This window comes from Bacillus thermotolerans, from assembly GCF_000812025.2.
Taxonomy (GTDB): Bacteria; Bacillota; Bacilli; order Bacillales; family Domibacillaceae; genus Quasibacillus; species Quasibacillus thermotolerans.
Genome location: NZ_JWJE02000016.1, coordinates 44,453 through 66,194, shown reverse-complemented (window position 1 = coordinate 66,194; position 21,742 = coordinate 44,453). Strand labels below are relative to the sequence as shown.

The 21,742-nt window shown below is 43.7% G+C and carries 25 protein-coding genes and 1 pseudogene; 17 read left to right on the top strand and 9 right to left on the bottom strand.

The features are described from left to right. Positions 1-119: 119 nt before the first annotated feature. The 9 genes and pseudogenes from QY97_RS21130 to QY97_RS08440 form a co-directional block, all read left to right on the top strand. A pseudogene (locus QY97_RS21130) lies at positions 120-293 on the top strand (SH3 domain-containing protein); the annotation flags it as partial. 3 nt (positions 294-296) lie between these two features. Further along, positions 297-1,145, top strand: coding sequence for an AAA family ATPase (locus QY97_RS08475; protein ID WP_052725874.1), 849 nt, complete (start codon positions 297-299; stop codon positions 1,143-1,145). Continuing rightward, positions 1,105-2,535 (top strand): CpaF family protein, encoded by a 1,431-nt coding sequence (locus QY97_RS08470; protein ID WP_039237588.1) that lies wholly within the window; start codon positions 1,105-1,107, stop codon positions 2,533-2,535. Before QY97_RS08475 ends, QY97_RS08470 begins: the two co-directional genes overlap by 41 nt. 3 nt (positions 2,536-2,538) lie before the next feature. Beyond that, positions 2,539-3,465 carry a type II secretion system F family protein gene (locus QY97_RS08465; RefSeq protein ID WP_039237587.1) on the top strand — a complete coding sequence of 309 codons (927 nt, stop codon included), beginning with the start codon at positions 2,539-2,541 and terminating at the stop codon, positions 3,463-3,465. Positions 3,466-3,467: 2 nt separating this feature from the next. After that, positions 3,468-4,379, top strand: coding sequence for a type II secretion system F family protein (locus QY97_RS08460; protein WP_039237586.1), 912 nt, complete (start codon positions 3,468-3,470; stop codon positions 4,377-4,379). A 245-nt stretch (positions 4,380-4,624) separates the two neighbouring features. After that, positions 4,625-5,521 carry an ABC transporter ATP-binding protein gene (locus QY97_RS08455; protein ID WP_039237584.1) on the top strand — a complete coding sequence of 299 codons (897 nt, stop codon included), beginning with the start codon at positions 4,625-4,627 and terminating at the stop codon, positions 5,519-5,521. Then, positions 5,514-6,758, top strand: a complete 1,245-nt coding sequence (locus tag QY97_RS08450; protein WP_039237582.1) for an ABC transporter permease — start codon at positions 5,514-5,516, stop codon at positions 6,756-6,758. The genes QY97_RS08455 and QY97_RS08450 overlap by 8 nt, the downstream gene beginning before the upstream one ends. A 77-nt stretch (positions 6,759-6,835) precedes the next feature. After that, positions 6,836-7,777, top strand: a complete 942-nt coding sequence (gene yhaM / locus QY97_RS08445) for a 3'-5' exoribonuclease YhaM (RefSeq protein WP_039237580.1) — start codon at positions 6,836-6,838, stop codon at positions 7,775-7,777. An 82-nt stretch (positions 7,778-7,859) separates the two neighbouring features. Continuing rightward, entirely contained in the window at positions 7,860-8,045 is a 186-nt protein-coding gene (locus QY97_RS08440; RefSeq protein WP_039237601.1) for a sporulation YhaL family protein, read from the top strand. A 44-nt stretch (positions 8,046-8,089) separates the two neighbouring features. Here the strand turns inward: QY97_RS08440 and QY97_RS08435 are convergent, their stop codons facing one another. From QY97_RS08435 to QY97_RS08415, 5 genes are all read right to left on the bottom strand, one after another. Beyond that, positions 8,090-9,052, bottom strand: coding sequence for a peptidylprolyl isomerase (locus tag QY97_RS08435; RefSeq protein WP_046128700.1), 963 nt, complete (start codon positions 9,050-9,052; stop codon positions 8,090-8,092). 148 nt (positions 9,053-9,200) lie between these two features. Next, positions 9,201-9,386, bottom strand: a complete 186-nt coding sequence (locus QY97_RS08430; protein ID WP_408606257.1) for a hypothetical protein — start codon at positions 9,384-9,386, stop codon at positions 9,201-9,203. 119 nt (positions 9,387-9,505) lie between these two features. Beyond that, the gene (locus tag QY97_RS08425; protein ID WP_039237576.1) at positions 9,506-10,042 is read right to left on the bottom strand and encodes a DUF3267 domain-containing protein; all 537 of its coding nucleotides are present in this window, start codon (positions 10,040-10,042) and stop codon (positions 9,506-9,508) included. A gap of 275 nt (positions 10,043-10,317) precedes the next feature. Next, the gene (locus tag QY97_RS08420) at positions 10,318-10,887 is read right to left on the bottom strand and encodes an HTH-type transcriptional regulator Hpr (protein WP_039237574.1); all 570 of its coding nucleotides are present in this window, start codon (positions 10,885-10,887) and stop codon (positions 10,318-10,320) included. 146 nt (positions 10,888-11,033) lie between these two features. Next, positions 11,034-11,399: a YtxH domain-containing protein gene (locus QY97_RS08415; protein ID WP_046128701.1), complete on the bottom strand. Its 366-nt coding sequence runs from the start codon at positions 11,397-11,399 to the stop codon at positions 11,034-11,036. Positions 11,400-11,598: 199 nt separating this feature from the next. On the opposite strand from QY97_RS08415, the gene QY97_RS08410 reads away from it, so the two are divergent. Then, a complete protein-coding gene (locus tag QY97_RS08410; protein ID WP_040037156.1) occupies positions 11,599-11,790 on the top strand; it encodes a hypothetical protein in 192 nt (63 codons plus the stop codon). Between the two features lie 43 nt (positions 11,791-11,833). Here QY97_RS08410 and QY97_RS08405 read toward each other — a convergent pair whose 3' ends face one another. Both QY97_RS08405 and QY97_RS08400 read right to left on the bottom strand, forming a co-directional pair. Next, positions 11,834-12,352: a tryptophan transporter gene (locus QY97_RS08405; protein WP_039237570.1), complete on the bottom strand. Its 519-nt coding sequence runs from the start codon at positions 12,350-12,352 to the stop codon at positions 11,834-11,836. Between the two features lie 162 nt (positions 12,353-12,514). Next, positions 12,515-12,934, bottom strand: a complete 420-nt coding sequence (locus tag QY97_RS08400; protein ID WP_039237567.1) for an HIT family protein — start codon at positions 12,932-12,934, stop codon at positions 12,515-12,517. Positions 12,935-13,091: 157 nt separating this feature from the next. Here QY97_RS08400 and QY97_RS08395 point away from each other — a divergent pair, with 157 nt between their 5' ends. Then, positions 13,092-13,829, top strand: coding sequence for an ABC transporter ATP-binding protein (locus QY97_RS08395; RefSeq protein WP_039237565.1), 738 nt, complete (start codon positions 13,092-13,094; stop codon positions 13,827-13,829). Beyond that, positions 13,826-15,046, top strand: coding sequence for an ABC transporter permease (locus QY97_RS08390; RefSeq protein ID WP_039237563.1), 1,221 nt, complete (start codon positions 13,826-13,828; stop codon positions 15,044-15,046). Before QY97_RS08395 ends, QY97_RS08390 begins: the two co-directional genes overlap by 4 nt. 66 nt (positions 15,047-15,112) lie before the next feature. Here the strand turns inward: QY97_RS08390 and QY97_RS08385 are convergent, their stop codons facing one another. Beyond that, positions 15,113-15,622, bottom strand: a complete 510-nt coding sequence (locus tag QY97_RS08385; protein WP_039237561.1) for an antibiotic biosynthesis monooxygenase family protein — start codon at positions 15,620-15,622, stop codon at positions 15,113-15,115. 381 nt (positions 15,623-16,003) lie between these two features. On the opposite strand from QY97_RS08385, the gene hemE reads away from it, so the two are divergent. The 3 genes from hemE to hemY are packed head-to-tail and all read left to right on the top strand — an operon-like array spanning position 16,004 to position 19,484. After that, positions 16,004-17,053, top strand: a complete 1,050-nt coding sequence (gene hemE, locus QY97_RS08380; protein WP_261337331.1) for a uroporphyrinogen decarboxylase — start codon at positions 16,004-16,006, stop codon at positions 17,051-17,053. Positions 17,054-17,108: 55 nt separating this feature from the next. Then, entirely contained in the window at positions 17,109-18,053 is a 945-nt protein-coding gene (gene hemH, locus QY97_RS08375) for a ferrochelatase (RefSeq protein ID WP_039237559.1), read from the top strand. A 30-nt stretch (positions 18,054-18,083) separates the two neighbouring features. Continuing rightward, complete coding sequence (hemY, locus tag QY97_RS08370) at positions 18,084-19,484, top strand: protoporphyrinogen oxidase (RefSeq protein WP_046128539.1); 1,401 nt, start codon at positions 18,084-18,086, stop codon at positions 19,482-19,484. A 135-nt stretch (positions 19,485-19,619) separates the two neighbouring features. Here the strand turns inward: hemY and yhfH are convergent, their stop codons facing one another. Beyond that, on the bottom strand, positions 19,620-19,754 hold the full coding sequence (gene yhfH, locus QY97_RS19900) for a protein YhfH (protein WP_082090134.1): 135 nt from the start codon (positions 19,752-19,754) through the stop codon (positions 19,620-19,622). A 206-nt stretch (positions 19,755-19,960) separates the two neighbouring features. On the opposite strand from yhfH, the gene QY97_RS08365 reads away from it, so the two are divergent. Beyond that, the gene (locus tag QY97_RS08365) at positions 19,961-20,695 is read left to right on the top strand and encodes an MBL fold metallo-hydrolase (protein ID WP_039237595.1); all 735 of its coding nucleotides are present in this window, start codon (positions 19,961-19,963) and stop codon (positions 20,693-20,695) included. Between the two features lie 13 nt (positions 20,696-20,708). After that, positions 20,709-21,698: a lipoate--protein ligase gene (locus tag QY97_RS08360; protein WP_039237557.1), complete on the top strand. Its 990-nt coding sequence runs from the start codon at positions 20,709-20,711 to the stop codon at positions 21,696-21,698. The last annotated feature ends 44 nt before the right edge of the window (positions 21,699-21,742 follow it).

Sequence of the window (21,742 nt, the reverse complement as noted above, 5' to 3'; positions counted from 1 at the left end):
CCATGTTATCTCTAGTTGTGTTTCTTAATTATACAAAAAAGTACCCTATAGGTAGACTTTTTTTGGTGTCTACTCTATAGGGTACACTTTAGTATGTATCAAAGCGTGCTACTGTTCACGAAAAGCCAAGTACTCATGCTCATGCGATTACAGCGGCAGAAGAGGGAGCAGAACTTATCTTTCTTGGAGACCGGAGAAGAGATGAAGCAGACGGTCTTTGGTTCCGAGTAGTAACTGCTGATAGGAAGCAAGGCTGGATCAGCAGCCAGTTTGTGAAACAGAAGGGGGAGTAAAAAGTGGAGATCACCGGCGGGAAAAAGCAGGGGAAGATGTTAGCCATATGCAGTGCGGCAGGAGGAGTGGGGAGGACCGTTATCACAGTCAACCTGGCAGCCCTGTTAGCAAAGAGAAATGTAGAAGTAAGTATTCTAGACGCTGACCTGCAGTTTGGAGATCTCGCTCTTGCCCTGAATCTAGAAGCTGTTTCTACGATCAAGGAGGCAGTTGAACGAAAGGATTTCCAGCGTATTAGAGCGTATTGTCTCCCCCATGAATTGGGAATTCAGCTGCTTGCAGCACCGAAGCGGCCGGAGCATGCCGATTTGATTACCCCAGAAGATCTTGGCTTAGGAATTGATGCCCTGCTTGCGGAAACAGAACTGTTATTAGTCGAAACTCAGCCGGGGCTAAATGATCACAACCTCATGGTGATGGAAAAGGCCGATCACATTTTATTGGTGACAACACCCGGAATGGCTTCTTTGAAAAACACAAGGTTAATGATAGAAACTCTGGATGCTTTAGGTTTCAAAGACAAAGCCGCTCTAGTTGTTAATCAATCAGCTGCTTCTTCTGCGGTCAAGGCTGAGGATATCCCGCAATTAATGAAGATGGAACGAGTATTCTATTTGCCCTCTGATGCAAAGCAGGTAGCCTATTCATTAGATGTAGGCATACCTCTTGTTACAAGCCATCCAAAGCTTGCCTTTTCAAAAGAAATGAATAAAATGGCTTCTCAGCTTTTTCCGAAAGAACATGATCCAAAACCAAAAGGGCTGCTAGCGAAAAGCAGTCCTAAAGTATGGAGATTAAGGGGGAAAATCAATGGGTTTACTGGAAAGGCTCCAATCGAAGAATCAAAATGATGTGCAAACGGGAAATGAACAAGAACCAGCACCGTTGTTGGAAGCAGAAAAACTTCAAAAACCAAAGCAGCCGGCCCCTGAGTCTGTGAAGCCTGCAACAAAACAGAAAAAAAATAATAGTGAAAAGACAAAAGCAAACGGTGATTACCAGGAACTGAAAAACCTTACGTTTAAGCATATTTTAAAAGAAAGAAAAGATGAACATATTGAAGTCATTGTAGCTGATTTGGACTCCATTCTCTCTGAAATACTTGAGGCGAATCCGAACATAGCTAAAGGCGACTATTTAGAGAGGCTAAAGAAAGAACTGACCAATGACCTGACAGGGTACGGACCGATCAACCCTCTGCTTCTAGATGATGAAGTATCAGAAGTGATGGTCAACGGTCCGTATCAAGTGTACGCTGAGCGCCGCGGCCGGTTAGAGCTGACCGATATCACTTTTCGTGATAATGAACATGTAATGGCCGTATTGGAAAAAATCGTGTCACCGCTTGGCAGGAGAATTGATGAAAGCAGCCCTATGGTTGACGCACGGTTAAGTGATGGTTCCAGGGTAAATGCCATTATTCCACCGCTTGCGTTAGGCGGTCCGACTATTACGATTCGTAAATTCTCGAAAGATCCTTTTACTGTTAATGACTTAATCCGCTTTGGGACGTTAACACAAGAGATGGCTGACTTTTTAGAAGCCTGTGTAAAAGCAAAATTGAACATGTTCGTCAGCGGGGGCACAGGTTCAGGAAAGACGACGACCTTGAACGTATTATCTTCCTTTATCTCAAATGAAGACCGGATTGTTACGATTGAGGATGCCGCAGAGCTGCAGCTTGGGCAGGACCATGTAGTATCGCTTGAAGCTCGTCCCCCAAATATTGAAGAAAAGGGAGCCATCACGATTCGCGACCTTGTTCGAAATTCCTTGCGGATGCGTCCTGACCGAATTGTGATTGGGGAGGTTCGGAGTGGGGAGGCACTCGATATGCTGCAAGCTATGAATACAGGGCACGATGGTTCTTTAGCAACCGGACATGCGAACAGCCCAAGGGATATGCTGGCTCGTCTTGAGACGATGGTATTGATGGCCGGTATGGAATTGCCAATTAAGGCGATCCGCGATCAAATTGCCGGGGCGCTCGACGTCATTATTCAGCAGTCCAGGTTGAAAGATGGTTCCAGAAGAATTACTAATATCACAGAGGTCCAAGGGCTTGAGGGAGATATCATTGTGCTTCAGGACATTTTCGTTTTCCAGCAATCTGGAGTTGGTCCGGACGGGAAAATCATCGGAAAACTGGTACCTACCGGAGTCCGGCCGAAGTTTTACGAACGAATGGAACGCGAAGGCATACACCTTCCAGCCTCTATCTTTATGGAAAAAGGAGAATAACCGATGCTGGGAATGCTAATGCTATCTTTTTTTACCACCTGCTTCCTTATTCTTTTAGTCATTTTTTCTTCCATTCGCTCTCCAAACCAAGAAGGAGAGATTGATGAGCCTGTTTCTTTAAAAGAGCTTTTGAAAAAAGGAAATAAACGTTTGAAAACCTTATTGGTTCGGAAGAAAGATAATAAGCGGAATGAGCGACTTGAACAAACGTTAAGTCTTGCAGGTGTTCCCTTAAAAGCCGAGGAGTTTGTTGTTTTTCGATGGTTTGCTGTTCTCATTAGCGGGGGGCTGTTTTTTCTTCCATCTCATCAAATAGTTATGTTTCTAATAGGCGGACTTCTTGGTTATTACCTGCCTTTAGTATGGCTGAAACGAAAGCAAAAAAAGCGGGTGCAGCTATTTAATGCTGGTATGCCGGGAATGTTGACATCAATTATAGGTTCACTGAAAGCGGGGTTCAGCTTTCTCCAGTCTCTGCAAATGGTGGCAGAGGAGTCCGATTCTCCAATTAAGGAGGAAATCGGGTTTGTATTAAAGCTGATCCAATATGGAACAAGCATGGAAGAGGCCTTAATCGAATGGAAAAAGCGGATGCCAAGCGAAGATTTAGATTTACTAGTAGAGGCGATACTGATCCAGAGACAGGTTGGGGGAAATCTGGCATTTCTTCTGGAGAAAATCGTCGACACGATGAGAGCACGGAATAAGCTTGAAAACCAGGTTCAAACCCTTACAGCTCAAGGAAGGCTGTCTGGCATGATTATCGGTTTTCTCCCAGTGGGGTTAGGCGTGGTGATTTATTTTCTAAATCCTGATTATATCACTCCTCTTTTTACTCACCCCATCGGACAAGGCTTGTTAATAGCGGCAGTGATCAGTGAAGTAACGGGATTTATGTTCATTCGGAAAATTACTACGATCGAGGTGTAAACATGCTTCTGTATATAAGTCTCTTTATTTTTACAAGCCTCTTCTTCTATGCGGTCCTTGCGTTTAGATTTGAAAAGAAGGCGCATGTACAAAAAAGGGTAGACTATTATTTCGCTGAGGACACTCCCTCTTGGGGGAATGAAGCGGAGTTGGAGGAAGAGCTTTCTTTTTCGGACCGGATTATTAAGCCTTTATGGAAACACTTTAAAACCGGGCTGCAAAAAAGGTTAAACAAAGAGAAGGCTTTTCAGTTGGACCTGAAGCTTGCTCAGGCAGGCCGTCCTTTTGGGCTTAGTGCTGTAGAATTTAAGATTATCCAACTCGTTCTTATGATTATTTTTCCTATTGTAACAGGAGGGTATACTTTTCTGTTACAGCTTCCTTTTCATCTAAAGATGCTGGTTTGCTTACTTTCATTTCTGGGAGCCAGTATTCTTCCTAGCTATTATTTGAAGCTGAAGGTGAAAAAGAGAAGCAAAGCAGCTCTGAAGGAACTTCCAGACACGCTTGACTTAATTACGACTAGTCTTGAAGCGGGGCTGGGGTTTGATGCTGCTCTAAGTAAGATGGTTTCAAAACGAGAGGGCGTTCTGTCTGATGAGTTCAAGGTTGCATTGGAAGAAATCAGGCTTGGGAATACAAGAAAAGAAGCTCTTATCGGAATTCGAGAGCGCTTGCCGGTCGAGGAGTTAAAATCTGTAATAAGCAGTATTATCCAGGCTGAAAAACTGGGGATTGGGTTGGTCTCTGTTCTTAGAGTCCAAACGGAGGATATACGGGAACAAAGAAAGCAAAAAGCAGAGGAAGCAGCCATGAAAGCACCAATAAAAATGCTGTTCCCATTAGTTGTCTTTATCTTTCCGACTCTATTTATTATTTTGCTGGGGCCTGTTGTCCTGAAGTTTGTTTCATGAATATGAAGCATTCTTCCTGCTCGATATCCATAGGGCATAAAGAACTCCGTTATTCTCCTGCTGCTTGCCTTACTGCTATAAACAGGACTGTCAACAGACGGTCTTTTTTTATGTTCAGAGAGATTAACAGCTAACATGTGTATCTCTGCAAACAAGCAATCCCGATTTGAAATTTATGAGAGCCAGATGCTGATTAAAGGAACTTTTTTCTTATTGCTTCGTATACTTAGACGGGAGGGTTGCACATGCTTGTTTTAGAAGAGGTAACAAAAACATTTAACGGCTTTACGGCAGTAAAAAACCTATCATTAGAAATTCCGGAAAAGGAACTATTTGGTTTTCTAGGGGCGAATGGAGCAGGAAAGACAACGACCTTTCGAATGATTTTAGGCATTCTCAAGGCCAGCAGCGGAACCATTCAGTGGAGCGGAAATCCTGTTAATTACAAGCTGAGCTCAAAGATTGGCTATTTGCCGGAGGAAAGAGGGCTTTATCCAAAGCAGAAGGTGAAAGAGCAGATTACATACTTAGCCCGTCTGCGCGGCATGGACAAAAAGGAAGCAGCAGATGAGACAGACCGCTGGCTCGAACAGTTTAAAGCGACCGAGTACGCGGACAAGAAGGTAGAAGAGCTGTCGAAGGGAAATCAGCAAAAGATTCAATTTATTGCCTCGGTTGTCCATAAACCGGAGCTTCTGATCCTGGATGAACCGTTTAGCGGGTTGGATCCGGTTAACGTTGAGCTGTTGAAGGATGCTGTTCTTCAGCTAAAGGATAGCGGCACGACGATTGTCTTCTCCAGCCACAGAATGGAGCATGTTGAGGAGCTGTGTGAAAACCTGTGTATTATGCATCACGGGCAACCGGTTGTACACGGCCGTCTTCGAGATGTAAAGCGGTCATTTGGAAAGAAAAACATTATGATTCATGCCGATTTTGACCTCGGGTTCCTAAAGGACATTCCAGGGATCCTGAGAGTGAGGAGAACAGCTGAGGGTGCCTTATTGCAAATAGAAAAGGAAGAGGTAGCCCAGGAAGTCTTTGCAGCCTTGCAGGGAAGAGGGTTCGTTAAAAAGTTTGAGCTCGAGGAGCCTTCTCTGAATGATATATTTATAGAAAAGGTCGGTGCTTCCTATGAATAATTTTTGGCTGATTCTCTCGCAATCATACACTACTAAATTCAAAACAAAATCATTTCTTGTCACAACCGTACTGGTTGCCTTGGCTATTTTAGTCGCTACCAACATGGAAAGGATCTTTTCCTATTTTGATGAAGGCGGGGAGACAGAGCAGATTGCTGTTGTCGATGAATCCGGTACTCTTTTTGAGCCTTTTCAAGCCCAATTTTCGGCTGTAGAGGATGAGGTCAAGCTCGTTAAAACCAATGAATCGGAAAGCGTGCTAAAAGATGAGGTAGAGGAAGGAACATATGAAGGCTATTTAATGTTAAGGGAGACAGAAGGAGGGCTGCCGGCTGGCGTGTATAAGGCCGGGAATATAACAAGCAGCGGGTCAGCCGAGCAAATCCAGCAGGCGCTTCAATCTTTGAAAACGATCCATGCCGCAGAAAGTTTGCAGTTAACAGATGAGCAAATGAAAATCTGGAATGCGCCTGTTCAATTCAATACAGTCGCCTTAGCCGATACGGCGAAATCAGAAGAAGAAAGGATGCAAGCCCAGTCGCTCGTCTACGTCTTGCTGTTTTTTATTTACTTGTCCGTCATTATGTATGCGAATATGATTGCCTCTGATGTGGCGATCGAGAAATCTTCACGGGTCATGGAAATCTTAATCTCAAGTGTATCGCCGGTTACGCATATGTTTGCGAAGATCCTTGGGGTAGGTCTGCTCGGTTTAACACAGCTGGGCATTTGGCTCTTAGTCGCTTATTTATCGCTGGCTAATCAGCCGGAGAGCCTGGCGGCAAACTGGTTAGGATTTTCATCTCTTTCTTCGTCTATGATGATCTATGCAGTTATCTTCTTTGTGCTTGGATACTTTTTATATGCTACTGTTGCCGCTCTTCTTGGCTCGCTTGTCAGCCGTTTAGAGGATGTGCAGCAAATGATGACACCGTTAACGCTGTTAGTGATGGCTGGATTTTTCATTTCCATGTATGGGCTCGTTCAGCCTGAATCGACCTTTATTACGGTCACCTCCTATATTCCATTCTTCACACCAATGACCATGTTTGTGAGAATTGGTATGCTGAATATTCCGCTTTGGGAGATTCTATTAGGGGTCGGTGTGTTGCTTGTCTCTATCTTCCTTTTAGGAAGCATTGGTGCGCGTATTTATAAGGGCGGCGTACTTATGTATGGAAAGTCAAATTCGTTGAAGGATATGAAGAAAGCACTGGACCTTTCAAAAAATCGTTAGCAGGGCAGTGTTTTATTCTGCTTCCAAAAGCTGTTATGTTATAATTTGCTTAAATTATGTAAGGAAGGTGAAGCCGTGTGCGGGGGATTACTCATTACGAACCGGGGGAAAGTGTAGAAAGCTACTTATTAATTAAATCAGCGACAAAAAGCATAGCGGTTAATGGCAATCCGTATTTAACGTTGATTTTACAAGATAAGAGCGGTGATATTGAAGCGAAGCTTTGGGATGCAAAGGAAGAGACGGCAAAACAATATCAGCCCCAGACCATTGTAAAGGTAGCGGGCGAGATTCAAAACTACCGTGGAAGAATGCAGCTGAAGATTCGGCAAATCCGCCCTGCCGGCCCACAGGATGGAAAGCAGATCAGCGAATTTATTGAGACGGCTCCGCTTGATCAAACGGAAATGGCTGATACGATCAATCAATTTATTTTTGATATGAAAAACCCTAATGTCCAGCGTATTACACGGTTCCTGCTGAATAAGTATCACTCTGAATTTCTAGAATATCCAGCTGCGACGAAGAATCACCACGAATTTGTCTCAGGCTTGGCCTACCACGTCGTATCAATGCTTCAACTGGCCAAATCGATTGCCGATCTGTATCCGTCACTGGATCGGGATTTATTGTATGCTGGTGTCATTTTGCATGACCTGGGTAAAGTCATTGAGCTATCGGGGCCTATTTCGACAGCTTATACCGTGGAAGGCAACTTGCTCGGTCATATTACTATTATGGTCAATGAAATTGGGAAAGCAGCAGAAGAGCTTCAGATTGAGGGAGAAGAGGTAATGATTCTTAAACACCTCGTATTGTCTCACCATGGGAAAGCAGAGTGGGGAAGCCCGAAACCGCCCATGGTGAAAGAGGCAGAAATCCTTCATTACATTGATAACATCGATGCGAAAATGAATATGCTTGATCGGGTGCTGGAACGGACGAAGCCGGGTGAGTTTACAGAGCGGGTATTCGCGCTCGATAACCGCTCCTTCTATAAGCCTAATTTCTCTTCATAAACATGTCCCTTGTTGGACATGTTTTTTCCTTCTGGTGAATATATTAATAATAATTAAAGTGAAAGGGGGAGAGGATCGGGTGATGACACTGCCGGTATGGGTGTATGTAGTGGTTGCTGGTATCATATTAAGTGCGATTATGGCGGTGAAGACATCAAGAGACGAGAAAAAAGTGGACGAGGAGTTCATTGAAAAAGAGGGACAAGTATATATAAAAAGAATGGAACGAGAGCGGGAAGAAAAGGCAAGGCAAAAAGCTGTCCGATAGTATTATCGGACAGCTTTTTGTTGCAGCTTTTTTCAAAAGGAGAATTACTCTGCTGGTTTTTCCTCTTTAGGCTGATCGTCTTTTGCTTCATCTGTGTTTGTTTCTTCTGTTGGTTGAGCATTAGTATCTGCTTCTTTATTTGACTCGGAAAGGTCAGAGAAGGCGCCTTCTAGGCTTTCGTCTTCTACCTTCACATCCGCTGCTTTCAGTTCTTTGTTGAGTGTATTTTGAAGCGTTTCAGCGTCTACTTTAGACAGCTTCAGCTCTTCTGTAAGTTCCTCTTTTATTTCTTCTAGTGGCTTTTTCTCTTGCTTGTCGGTTACCTCAATGATGTGATAGCCGAAATCCGACTTCACTGGATCACTAACTTGGCCTTTCTCGAGCTTGTTAAGCTGCTCTGTGAATTCAGGGACAAATTGCTGGCGGTTTGCGTAATCTATCCAGCCAAGGTCCCCGCCGTTTTGGGCAGAAGCAGTATCTGTAGAGTGCTCTTTCGCAAGGTCAGCAAATTTGGCACCATTGGCTAGCTGGTTTTTGATGTCTTGGGCCGTTTTTTCATCCTCCACTAGAATATGACGCACTTTTACTGGAGGCTGCCATTCTTTATAGTAATCCTTCACTTCTTGATCGGTGACTTCGACTTCAGAAAGAACCGCTTTCTCTTGGAGAAGCTGCAGTTCCATCATATCCTTAAATGCCTCTTCATCAAGACCGTATTGGGAGAGGAACATGTCATATTGATCACCGAGCTGCTCCTTCGTTTGCTTCATTTCCTGGTCAAGCTCTTCCTCTGTTACCTTATATTTATCAGATAGTACCTTTCTGTACATTAGTTCTTGAAGTGTCTGTTCCATTTGAGGAGTGAACTGCTCCTTCATCGCTTCGTACAGTTCTTCCTGTGTGACATCACCTGCCGATGATGTAGCGACGGTGTCACCACCAGCGCCGCAGCCAGCGAGGCCGACAGCCCCTGCAAGCAAGGAAACAGATAGGATCCATTTTTTCATGTGTATACAACTCCCTAGTTAATTAGCCGGCTCTCAGGAAAGTGTCGGCCTTTACATTTTTTTCTTAGGACATACTATAACATATTTTTAATGACCCGCCAAAAGATAAAAAACGAGCTGGCTTATAAAGAATCAGCTCGCTTTTTACCTATGTAAATAGAATTTCAACATACGAAGAAACCAGTAAGATGGTAATATAAATGTTAATCGTGCGGAAGATTTTCGGATGTTTTTCTTCCGGAATTTCTTTTTGGATACAAAGGATATTCGTCATGCGGTTAATATTATAAAGAATGATAACAGCAAAAATGATAAATACAACAATAACGGAGATCAATTGATTTCCCCTCCCCTTTTAAGTCCTATGTAATAAAGATAGCAAAAATAACGGCGAAAAGGTAGAGAAACAGCCCAAAATGAAATAATTGCTTTCTTTTGGGCTGTTTCCTTTAATTATTGAGGGATTAGAATTTCGTATCCTCTGTCATGTTCTTCAATGACCGCTTGCTGAGGGCAAGTAATCAGTGCCTTCACATACAGCAAATCAATTAGGCATAATCCTGTATGAAACGCGATGAGTACCGCAAAGTAATGAGTGTAGTGCGGGAATAAGCCCACGCATGCGAGCAGGATCGGATTGATTGTAAGAAAAGGCAAAATAAGGCTTAACATAAATGTTTTTTTAGGAACCGGTTCTTTTATATGAATTGAGAAAATTGGTAAGCATGAGCAAATAAACTTGCAACGGCATTTCATGTAAGTCCGGTAATGAAAAACCGGCAGCAAGTGAATCAATTTATGAAGCGGGTATATGCCTGCCAAACCAGCTAGGAATACTGGAAAATATTTAAAATGCGGAGTCTCTGAAAAAAGAGACTGCAAGAGTGCATAGCTAAATAAAAAACACATGACTGCGAGCAAAATAGAGTAAACGATGACTTTGTCAAAGCCGTATCGCTTTTCAATGTCAAATGTACGCCAGCATCTCATTGGCATTACCCTCCATTCAACGGCATTATTTTCGTTATCGTTTAATCACTTTACGACGGAAGAAGAGAAAAATCAACCACTTTTTTATTAAGATTACGTAAAACAAAGAGACATAGAAAATAAACAGAAAAAAAGCCCGTTAATAGTGGGCTGAGAAGGGGAAGAAGAACAAAAAATTTATTTATAGGAGTTTAGAAAAAAAGGGGAATAATCAGAATAACCAACCAATAACTGAGGCAGAGAGATGATGCTTCTCTGCCTCAGTTATCGCCCTTTTATACCTTCTGATGAGCAACAGCTTTCTTCAATTTTCCGTCTTCTTCATCGAATTCTCTATCCAAGTTGCCAAGGGATTCCTCGAGGCTGTCAACAAAGTCATTTCCGTAAATATTACGGATGATTGCCATTACCTCTACCATATCCGGAAACTTTCCGAACAGGTCACGCAGCGGGGCGCTTCCAGCAAAGACGGCGTTCTTTTCGGGATCGAAGCATTCCATGAGCTCTAGCAGCAGCTCTTCACCCTCCGCTGTAATTTCCACATATGTATTCCGCTTATCATTTTCTTTCTTGGAAAAACGAAGATAGCCTCTTTCTTCCAGTTTTTTTGAAAAGTTAAAAGCGGTAGACACATGCATCACACCGAATTTTGCGATGTCTGAAATGGAAGCTCCTTTAAGGTGGTACGCAATCGTTAAAATGTGATGCTCGTTAATATTCAAGTCGTACGGCTTAATCCAATTTTGCCAGTCTTTTTCTACAGCTTTCCATAAAGCCTTGCTTAACTGAGCTATTCGCTGGCTGAAAATCAAGGCCTCTTTCATTGAACATGATTGATCGGACATCTTTGCACCTTCTTTTTTATCATTCTTTCACACCTGGTTAAACAATTAGCTATCAAGTTATTAGTATTATTATGCCAGGAAAATAAAAAATAATAAAGATAAAGTTGACTAAATTTTCGAAAAAAATAGAGAGTCTATCCGACTCTCTACTTTTTTCCTTTATTAGGCAAGCTTTTTTGCAGATCTTGGATGTTATCCTGGATGTCTTTTACATCATTTTTTAAATGTTCAATGTTAGGCTTCGTGCTCTCCTTCCACATTCCTGCGCTTACTTTCAAGCTGTCTTTCACTTCCGGAAGAGTCTCTTTTGCCGCTTCTTTCAAGCGGGTCACCGCTTCTTTTAACTGCTTGGCGTCTGTTTTTATCATCTTCGTGCTGCTTTTCACGCTTGTTTGAGCCAGCTTAACTTTCTCACGCGCCTCCTGTCCTGAAACTGGAGTGCTGAAGAGAGTGGCGGCGGCTCCTGCAGCCGTGCCAGTAATAAGACCCACTAATAAAGATTTTGCATTCATTTTCTTCACCTCTATATCAGAATTCTCCTTTAAACGTAAAAATCCTTTCTTTCCTGCAGAAATAGGTCGCGAGCCGATCATACGTGCATAGTATGTAAAAACTGTACTCTTTTATACTTCCCCTAAATAAGGAAGTGAAAACTTGGGATCGGTTTCGCCATGTGGCCAAATGATCGGTAACAGGAAAGGAGTGGCGGAAATGGAAGGGTTAATTTTTGGTTTGTTTGCTCTCAGTTTCATTCTTTTAATTAGCATGGTGTATCATATTCGTGCAATTTGGCGTCCCGGCCTTTCTATGACAAAGCAGCTGCTAATCAAAAGAGCTAGGATCCTGGGCTTAGCGGGAAGCATAGTATTGTTGTTTGCGGTGCTGTTACTGTATCGAATATAATACAAAAAAGCCCTTCAGCTAGAAGGGCTTTTTTGTATGAGTATTATACTTGCTGAGCCAGGCTGGATCGTTTAAACACAGACTGCACGATGGGATAAATAATAAGCATAACGATCGCATTGATCATCGTTGCTGGAAGCACAATGGCTGCAAACAGGGCAACAAACGGTCCAGGCAGACCGACAATGGCAAGGGCTGATCCTAAGAATACAGCTCCTGATATAAGGGTTCCAACCCCTGTTAGCAAGGCAGCTCCAGCTGCGCTCTTTCCCCGTTTAGCAAACAGAAGGAATAATCCATAGAAGATGAAAGCAGTAACCGGTTTATCGATCATATTTGGAAGAAAGCCGCCCGGAAATGTAGTGGTCAAGCCGGAAATGATGCCTGTAGCAAGGCCGGCAAGCAGCACACCTTTCGCATTTGGGAACAATAAGATACCGAGAAACATCATGGTCAGCATCATATCAGGCTTCATTCCAAGAAACAGTCCTGGCATAACAGCATGAAGTACAGCTCCTATCCCAATTAACAGTGACAGGCTTACTAAAGTCTTCGTATTCATTACTCATCTCTCCTCTTCTCTTCTCAGCTAGTCGTTGCTTCTCCTGACGTGCACTCGTTGCCGCCAGCGAAAAGTTAGCACTATTATATCATAGTGATAGATAAGTATGAAGGTGTCGGGGAAGAGCTAATATTTGCAGTATAAGGAACAAAAAAGCCGCTCTTATAGATGAGCGGCAATTTCCTTCGCAATCTGCTGCAGGTCCTCAGAAGTGTATTCGCTGTTATGTTCTTTAAAAACAGGGTGGAAGCCGTCTTCCCGGCCATAACGGGGGATTAAGTGAATGTGAGAGTGAAACACTGTTTGTCCGGCTGTTGCTCCATTATTATTTAAAATGTTTAACCCTTCCGGCTGGAAAGCTGATTTCAAGGCCTCTGCAACTAGAGGCACTCTTTCAAAGAAGCGTCCGGCTTCTTCTTGCGAGAACTCAAAGATGTTTTCTTTGTGCTTTTTCGGAATGATCAGGGTATGCCCTTTCGTAACCTGGCTGATATCTAAAAATGCATATACTTCTTCGTCTTCGTATACTTTTGCTGAAGGAATCTCTCCATCGATGATTTTACAGAAAATGCAATCACTCATACTTCTTTCTCCTTCCTATGTATAATTGTCAAAATTTTATCATACATCCGCTTTTTATGAAATAGACAACATAAGGAGAGGACGGTTTCCATATTAGGAGATTTGCACGGAGTTTTGTTAAAATAAGTATATGACTTTATGAGAAAGGGCGTTTTGAATGTCTTTGTTAACTGTAAAAGAACTGACGGGCGGATATACCCGAAGGCCCGTATTAAAAGACGTTTCGTTCTCTGTAGATGCTAAAAGCATTGTTGGCTTGATTGGCTTGAACGGAGCAGGGAAAAGCACTACGATTAAACACATCATTGGACTGATGGAGCAAAAGAAGGGACAGGTTACTATTAACGGGCTATCTCTCAAGGACAGCCCTGAGAAGTATCGGCGCCAGTTCTCCTACATTCCGGAAACGCCAATCCTATATGAGGAGCTGACGCTTGAGGAGCATATGAAGCTGACAGCTATGGCCTACGGGCTGTCGGAGAAGGAATACAGCGACCGGATTGGTCCGCTTTTGAAGGAGTTCCGGCTTGAAAAGAAGATGAACTGGTTCCCGGCTCATTTCTCCAAAGGGATGAAGCAGAAAGTCATGATTATGAGCGCTTTCTTAACGGAGCCTGCTCTCTATATTATTGATGAACCGTTTGTCGGACTGGATCCGCTGGGCATTCAGTCGCTCCTCAACTGGATGCAGAGAATGAAGGAAAACGGCGCAGGCATTTTAATGTCTACGCACATACTGGCTACTGCAGAGAAGTATTGCGACTCGTTCATTATTTTGCATAACGGTGAGGTTCGTGCACAAGGGACTATCCACCAGCTGCAGGAGCAATTTCATATGCCGGGAGCTTCTTTAGACGATATATATATTCAACTGACAAAGGAAGAAGAGCGATGAACCCGATTAATGAGCTGTGGAAGGAAAGGCTGACCGCCTATTATGCTGAGCTGCGCAAGTATTTGCGTTATATGCTGAACGACCACTTACTGCTGGTGCTTGTGTTTGCGCTGGGCGCTGGGCTTTATTACTACAGCGGCTGGGTGAAGACACTCGACGAGTCCTTTCCAGCCTCTTTGCTAATGGCGGTCATTCTGGGTCTCTTGCTTTCATGGAGTTCTGTTTATACGCTCCTAATGCGAGCAGATACAGTGTTTTTGCTACCGCTTGAAGAGCAGATGGCTCCCTACTTTCGTAAAGCAATCACGACAAGCTTTTTCTCGCAAATTTACTTGCTGATTGCCGCACTTGCTTTGTTTATTCCTCTTCATAGGCAAGTAGAAGGCGGGGGAACACAGTCGTTCTTTTTGTGGCTCGCTGTCGTGGCTGCTATGAAAATATGGAACTTAACTGTCCGCTGGCACGTGCTCAAAATGCAGGAGAAGGAAAGCAGGCAAATAGACTGGCTTGTGAGGTTTGCTTTAAATGGCTTACTCTTATACTTCCTGTTCTCCAATACCTCGATTGTATTTGTTTTGATTGTGGCGGTGATCATGATGGCTTACCTGCTATATTTCAGGAAAGCGTCCGGGAAAGCGACGCTCAAATGGGAAACGCTTGTTGAGCTGGAGGAGGAGCGGATGGCTGCCTTTTACCGGGTGGCAAATTTGTTCACAGATGTCCCTCATCTGCGCGGAGAAGTAAAGCGCCGCCGCTGGATGGACCCGCTGCTTGGAAAGGCATCCTTCGAGCCGCCTCATACGTATGACTATCTGTTCATGCGTACATTTGTCCGCATGAACGAATATTTCGGGCTGTACGTCCGCCTAACTATTATTGCCATCCTCATTATTGCCTTTAGCGGCCAGCTGATGATCCAGTTGTTCGTTGCGTTGTTATTTATTTATTTAACGGGCTTTCAGCTATTGCCAATCATCCGGAGGCATGAAACGAAGATGTGGGTCTCTCTTTACCCGGTGGCTCAGGAGCAAAAGAGCAGATCACTGCTTTCCTTGATCACACGTTTGCTGGCGATTCAGTCTATTCTGTTTGGCTTGGCTGTTTTAATCAGCAATACGGCTATGTATGCATTGATCGTTCTTGCAGTCGGTCTTGCTTTTTCCTTCGTCTTCACGAAGCTGTACGCCCCGGGAAGGCTGAAGAAGATTACAGAATGAGGAACCGAAAAAGACTGCCTGCAGGGGAGCAGCTGCTCTCCTGCAGGCAGTCTTTTCTTTTACGGGTTACTCCTCTTTAGGAATATTATAAGTAGTGATGTACGGCTTGCTCGAGAAAATATGTGGCTCTTTATTTACTCCCGGCTCATTCATTTGCTGCTCATGAGCTTTTTTGAATTCCGGCGAATCCGTCCAATTTGTGTATGCTTCTGAGCTGGTCCATTGCGTAAGGATTACATAAGTATTGGAATTGATCGGACGGAGCACCCGTAAGGCTAGGAAGCCGCGTGCTTTTTCCACTTCGTGTTCCCGATTCTCAAACCGATATTCAAAGACAGGCCGTCCTTCATCGGTAACCGATATGTTGTTACATACGATGAAGCCTCGGTCGGCCAGTTCACCGACGGAATCAATGACCTCATATTTACGGGGAGTTTGAAATACTGTATCTTTTACGGTTTCATGCAAAAGAGTCGCTTCTCCTCCGCTTTCCATCAGAAGGATCCTTTCGGAGGGATGCTTCTCTTTAAGACTCTTCATGAAGCCGTATGTACCTGATGTCATATACACGTTCATTCGTTTCACCTCATTCAAACATAATAAATGCATGCAGTCCTATTAATAATTTACACTGAAAGAGAGCGATATAAACCATTCTATTATAAGATATCCAATAATGTGCCAACCTATATGCTGATAAGCTTTACTGCTGTAGGGAGAGGCGGTATGGCGAATTTATGACATTTAGAGGCCCTTGCTATACTTTTCTGAGAAAAAGAATTATAGTTTAAGCGTACAAATAGACCAATCTTTTTTAGAGAATAAATAGGTATCTTTAGATACGCAAGTAAACTAAGAACAGTCGGAATGAAGGTTATTTATTTTCATTTACCTTAATAGAAGGATACAATATTAAATAAAGCAATGACTTTTTTTGACGGGATGAAAGGTGGATATATGGCAGCTATGAGACCTATTAATGAAACGTTTTTAAAGGCGGCAAAAGGAGAAAGAACAGATTACACACCGGTTTGGTATATGCGTCAGGCAGGACGTTCTCAGCCAGAGTATCGAAAGCTGAAGGAAAAATACTCCTTGTTTGAAATTACGCATCAGCCTGAGCTTTGTGCTTACGTAACAAAGCTTCCGGTGGACCAATATGATGTAGACGCCGCTATTTTGTATAAGGACATCATGTCGCCGCTTCCTGCCATTGGCGTGCAGGTAGATATTAAATCAGGCATTGGCCCGGTGATCGACAACCCGATTCGCTCTATGGCAGATGTAGAGAAGTTGGGGGAGATTGATCCTGAAAACGATGTACCTTATGTGCTCAATACAATTAAATTGCTGACGGAAGAGCAGCTGGACGTTCCGTTAATCGGCTTTGCCGGTGCTCCGTTCACGCTAGCCAGCTATATGATCGAGGGAGGCCCGTCTAAAAATTACAATAAGACGAAAGCATTTATGTATGCAGAGCCGAAAGCCTGGCAGGCGCTGATGAACAAGTTAGCGGATATGACGGTCACTTATGTAAGAGCCCAAATAAAAGCAGGCGCCCGAGCCATCCAAATCTTTGATTCTTGGGTAGGGGCTTTAAATCAAGCGGATTATCAAACATTTATTAAGCCGGTAATGATGCGCATTTTCAGTGAGCTGCGCGAAGAAAATGTACCTCTCATCATGTTCGGAGTCGGGGCAAGCCATCTAGCTAAAGACTGGCACGATCTGCCGCTTGATGTAGTTGGTCTTGACTGGCGTTTGCCGATTTCTGAAGCAAGAGCGATGGGGCTAACGAAGACCCTTCAAGGCAACCTGGATCCGTCTCTCCTGCTTGCTCCTTGGGAAGTGATTGAAGAAAGGGCAAAAGCAATCTTGGATCAAGGTCTTGCACAGCCTGGACACATTTTTAATCTGGGCCACGGGGTTTTTCCTGAAGTTAATCCAGATACATTGAAGCGCCTAACAACATTTGTTCATGAATACAGCAGGCAAATGAGAAAATAAAGCATAATGTAACCATTTTTTATTCAACAAGTGCACTAATTTCGAGGTGAGAGATATGACAAAAAAACAAATGGGATTATTAGTTATGGCCTATGGGACACCTTACAAGGAAGAAGATATTGAGCGTTACTATACACACATTCGACACGGGCGAAAGCCGACACCAGAAATGCTTGAAGACTTACGTTCCCGTTACGAGGCAATCGGAGGTATTTCCCCATTAGCTGCTATCACTAAGGAGCAGGGACAAAAGCTGGAGGAACATCTGAACAGCATCCAGGACGAGGTCGAATTCAAGCTGTATATTGGCTTGAAGCATATTGAGCCATTTATAGAGGATGCGGTTCAGCAAATGAAAGAAGATGGCATAGAAGAGGCAGTCTCTCTCGTGCTTGCTCCTCATTTCTCTACTTTCAGCGTAAGATCGTACAACGAACGCGCGAAGAAGGAAGCAGAAAGAATTGGCGGCCCATCTATTACTTCTATCGAGAGCTGGTATAAAGAGCCGAAATTCATCCGCTACTGGGCAGATAAATTGAAGGAAACAATGGCTGCTATGCCAGACGAAGAGCGGGATCATTTTGTATTGATCGTGTCTGCTCACAGCCTGCCGGAGAAGATTCTAGCTATGGGAGATCCATATCCTGACCAGTTGAAGGAAACAGCCGCTTTAATTGCTGAAGAAGCAGGTATAGCTAATGTAGAAGTAGGCTGGCAAAGTGCAGGCAATACACCGGATCCGTGGATTGGACCGGATGTACAGGATTTAACGCGCGATTTATATGAGGAGAAAGGTTACAAGGCATTTGTATATGTACCTGCCGGGTTCATCGCGGATCACCTGGAGGTATTGTATGACAATGATTATGAATGTAAAGTCGTAACAGACGAATTAGGTGTGTCTTATTACCGGCCGGATATGCCGAACGCTCGCCCGGAATTTATTGAAGCGCTCGGAGATGTGGTGATGAAACACTTGAATCAATCAATGAATGAGTAAAAAGAAGGCGATCAAACGGTGCTGGGAGAAATGAAAAAAATTGTCGTGATCGGTGGGGGAATAACGGGTATCACGTCTGCTTATTATTTACAGAAGGAGGCCCGAAAACGAGGGCTTCCTCTGTCCATTTCATTAATCGAAGCTGCTCCGCGGCTTGGAGGGAAAATTCAAACGGTACAAAGGGACGGCTTTTTCATTGAGAGAGGCCCTGATTCTTTTTTTGAAAATAATGAGAGTGCCATAAGGCTGACCGAGGAGCTGGGCCTTGCCGATCAGCTGTTGCCGAGCAACGTAGAGACGGCTTATGTACTGGCTAACGATCGACTCCATCCCATGCCGGCTGGGCTCGTCAGGGGAATCCCGACCCAGATTACCTCTTTTATGAAAACGAGCCTCGTGTCTATCCCCGGAAAAGTAAGGGCAGGTACAGACCTGCTTCTGCCGAAACCGAAGCCGGGGCAAGATCAGTCTGTCGGCCGCTTTTTTAAGCGCCACTTCGGTGACGAGGTCGTAGAGAATTTAATTGAACCGCTCGTCTCGGGCATGTACGGAGGAGATATTAACAAGCTTAGCCTTGTATCTACATTTCCTCGTGCTTATGAAGCAGAGCAGAAGCATCGAAGCTTAATGCTTGGCATGAGGAAAATCCCCTACGAACAGGGAGCTTCCATGACGGTACAAGGCGGCTTGGAAGGAATAGTTGAGGAGGCTGCCGCTTCCTTGACGCCAGGCTCTGTATTGAAGGGAACCCGTGTAGAAAAAGTTGAAAGAAGAGAAGATGGAATCTTCACACTTGTCCTAAACAGCGGCAAGCATATAGTGGCGGACAGTATTATTTCTACCGTCCCGCATTTTATGCTGCCGGCGATGATGCCGCAATATAAATTTTTCCATGACTTAAAAGAAATCCCCTCCGCCTCGGTGGCCTCCATTTCTCTTGCTTTTTCAGAGGATGTGATTCCTCCTGAACTGCAGGGAACCGGCTTTGTTGTAGCAAGAAACAGTGATTTTACTATGACTATGTGTACATGGGTGCACAGAAAGTGGCCTGATGCTGTACCAAAAGGAAAAGCACTGCTGCGCTGCTACATTGGAAGGGCCGGAGATGAAGCTGTAGTGGATTTGCCTGATTCCGAGCTTGAGCGGATTGTCTTAACGGACTTGAAGCGGATTATACCTTTGAATATAGCGCCTAGCTTCTCTGTAGTGACTCGCTGGAAAAAAGCGATTCCTCAATATATCATCGGCCATCAGCAGCGTCTGGAGGAAATGGAAAAGCACCTGCAGAAAGAGTTACCTGGCTTTTTTGTTGCCGGCAGCTCTTTTAAAGGCCTCAGCCTGCCTGATTGTATCAGTCAGGGGGAGGAAGCGGCAGAGAAAGCTTGGTTATTTTGCGGGTATGATCGTTTCAGGGCTTCTAAAGAAAAGTAAATCCTTGTTAGCATCCCTCCTATTCTTTGAGACTAGGAGGGATTTGCTTAGCAGATGACAAAGAAGAACCAGCCCAAGGCGAGGCTGGTTCTTCTTTTATATGTTATGGAATTGGAAACATAGTTACTATAGGAATCAGATATCATGAACTTCGGTACACTCATCGCACGTGTGGATGTAGGATTCATGCTGTTCTTCAATAAGCGATCCGCACTTTACACATTGCTTAGAAGGTAAGTTCTTAAAAAACTCTACGATGCTTTTAACCATTTTAGTATTCTCCCCTCAACTTGTTATATAACTGTTCTTTTTATTGATTAAATTGTATTATAACAGAGTGGCAGCGTCAATAGTTTTCTGAAAATTTTTAAGAACTTTTTTGAAAAGCGAAAAAACAGAAGCCTTGAACTGCAATAAATAGGGGAATACAATACATAAGGAATAAAATAATGAACGTAAAGGAAGGTGCTGTTATTGTGAATGTGACGGTTATTGGCTGCTGGGGGGGTTATCCGAAGGTAAACGAAGCAAGCTCCGGCTACTTATTTGAGGAAGGCGGCTTTAAAATGCTGATCGATTGCGGGAGCGGTGTTTTGTCAAAGCTTCAAAACCATATCCAGCCCGAGGACTTAGATGCAGTGCTGCTGTCTCACTATCATCCAGACCATGTAGCGGATATTGGTGTGCTGCAGCATGCACGTTTAATTGGCAAGTATTTAGATAAAGAAGTCTCTACGCTGCCGATTTATGGCCATCGGGAGGATGAGCAGGGCTTCGCTGCGCTTACATACAAGGACATCACAGAGGGAAGAGCTTATAATCCTGATGAGAAGCTATCGGTAGGGCCATTTACTGTTGAATTTTTGAGGACGGCTCATCCTGTACCATGCTATGCTATGAAGATTTCTACTAGAAGAAATTCGGTTGTGTATACAGCTGATTCCTCTTATCAGGAGTCCTTTGTTTCTTTCGCTAAAGGCAGCAGTGTACTCCTTTGTGAGAGTAACTTCTACAAAGGCATGAACGGAGCAGCAGCTGGTCACATGACAAGTGAAGAGGCCGGCAAACTTGCCCGGCTAGCGGAGGTAAATACGCTTGTTTTGACGCATCTTCCACACTACGGCGATTTGAGTAAGCTTAAGGAAGAGGCAGAGGAAGAGTTTTATGGTAATGTATTAATGGCAAGCGAGAATCTAGAAATAGGACTATAATGGAGGAGCTATTATGCTATTCATCGATAATCAAGGCATCACAGATCCAAGAGTGAATCTGGCCATTGAAGAATATGCCGTAAAGCATTTAGATATAAATGAATCTTATCTGCTTTTTTATATTAACGAACCATCCATCATCATTGGAAAGAACCAAAATACTATTGAAGAAATCAATGTAGACTATGTGGAAGAAAAGGGAATTCACGTCGTACGCCGTCTATCAGGAGGCGGAGCAGTCTACCACGATTTAGGCAATCTGAACTTCAGCTTTATTACTAAAGACGATGGAGACAGTTTTCACAACTTTAAGAAGTTCACGCAGCCGGTAGTAGATGCGTTGAATAAGCTGGGTGTCCGGGCAGAGATGAGCGGTCGGAATGACATTTTGGCCAATGGGTATAAGATTTCCGGAAATGCTCAATTCTCGACAAAAGGCCGCATGTTCAGCCACGGCACGCTCTTGTTCCAATCTGACATGGATGAAGTCGTATCAGCCTTGAAGGTGAGAAAGGACAAGATCGAATCAAAGGGCATTAAATCTATTCGCAGTCGGGTAGCCAATATATCAGATTTACTGGAAGAACCGATGACGATTGAACAATTCCGCGAGTTCCTATTAAGAAATATCTTCAAAGAAGAAAGCGAAATTCCAGAATATAAGCTCACAGAAAAGGATTGGCGGGTCATTGAGCAAATCTCTCAGGAGCACTACAAGAATTGGGAATGGAATTACGGAAAGTCACCGGCCTTTAACATTCAGCGATCTCATCGCTTCCCAGTAGGATTAATTGATGTTCGGCTGGATGTGAAAAAAGGTGTCATTGATCATTGTAAAATATACGGCGACTTTTTCGGAGTAGGAGATGTGCAAGAGATAGAGCAGGGCCTCATCGGTGTCCGCTATGAAAAGAATGCAATCAAGGAAGCACTTAAGTCGTTCGATATACCTCATTACTTCGGAAATGTAACAGAGGATGAAATAGCTGATTTATTATATTAAGCAGAGGAATAACTGAGCGGAATAACAAAAGGAGCTGCTGTATA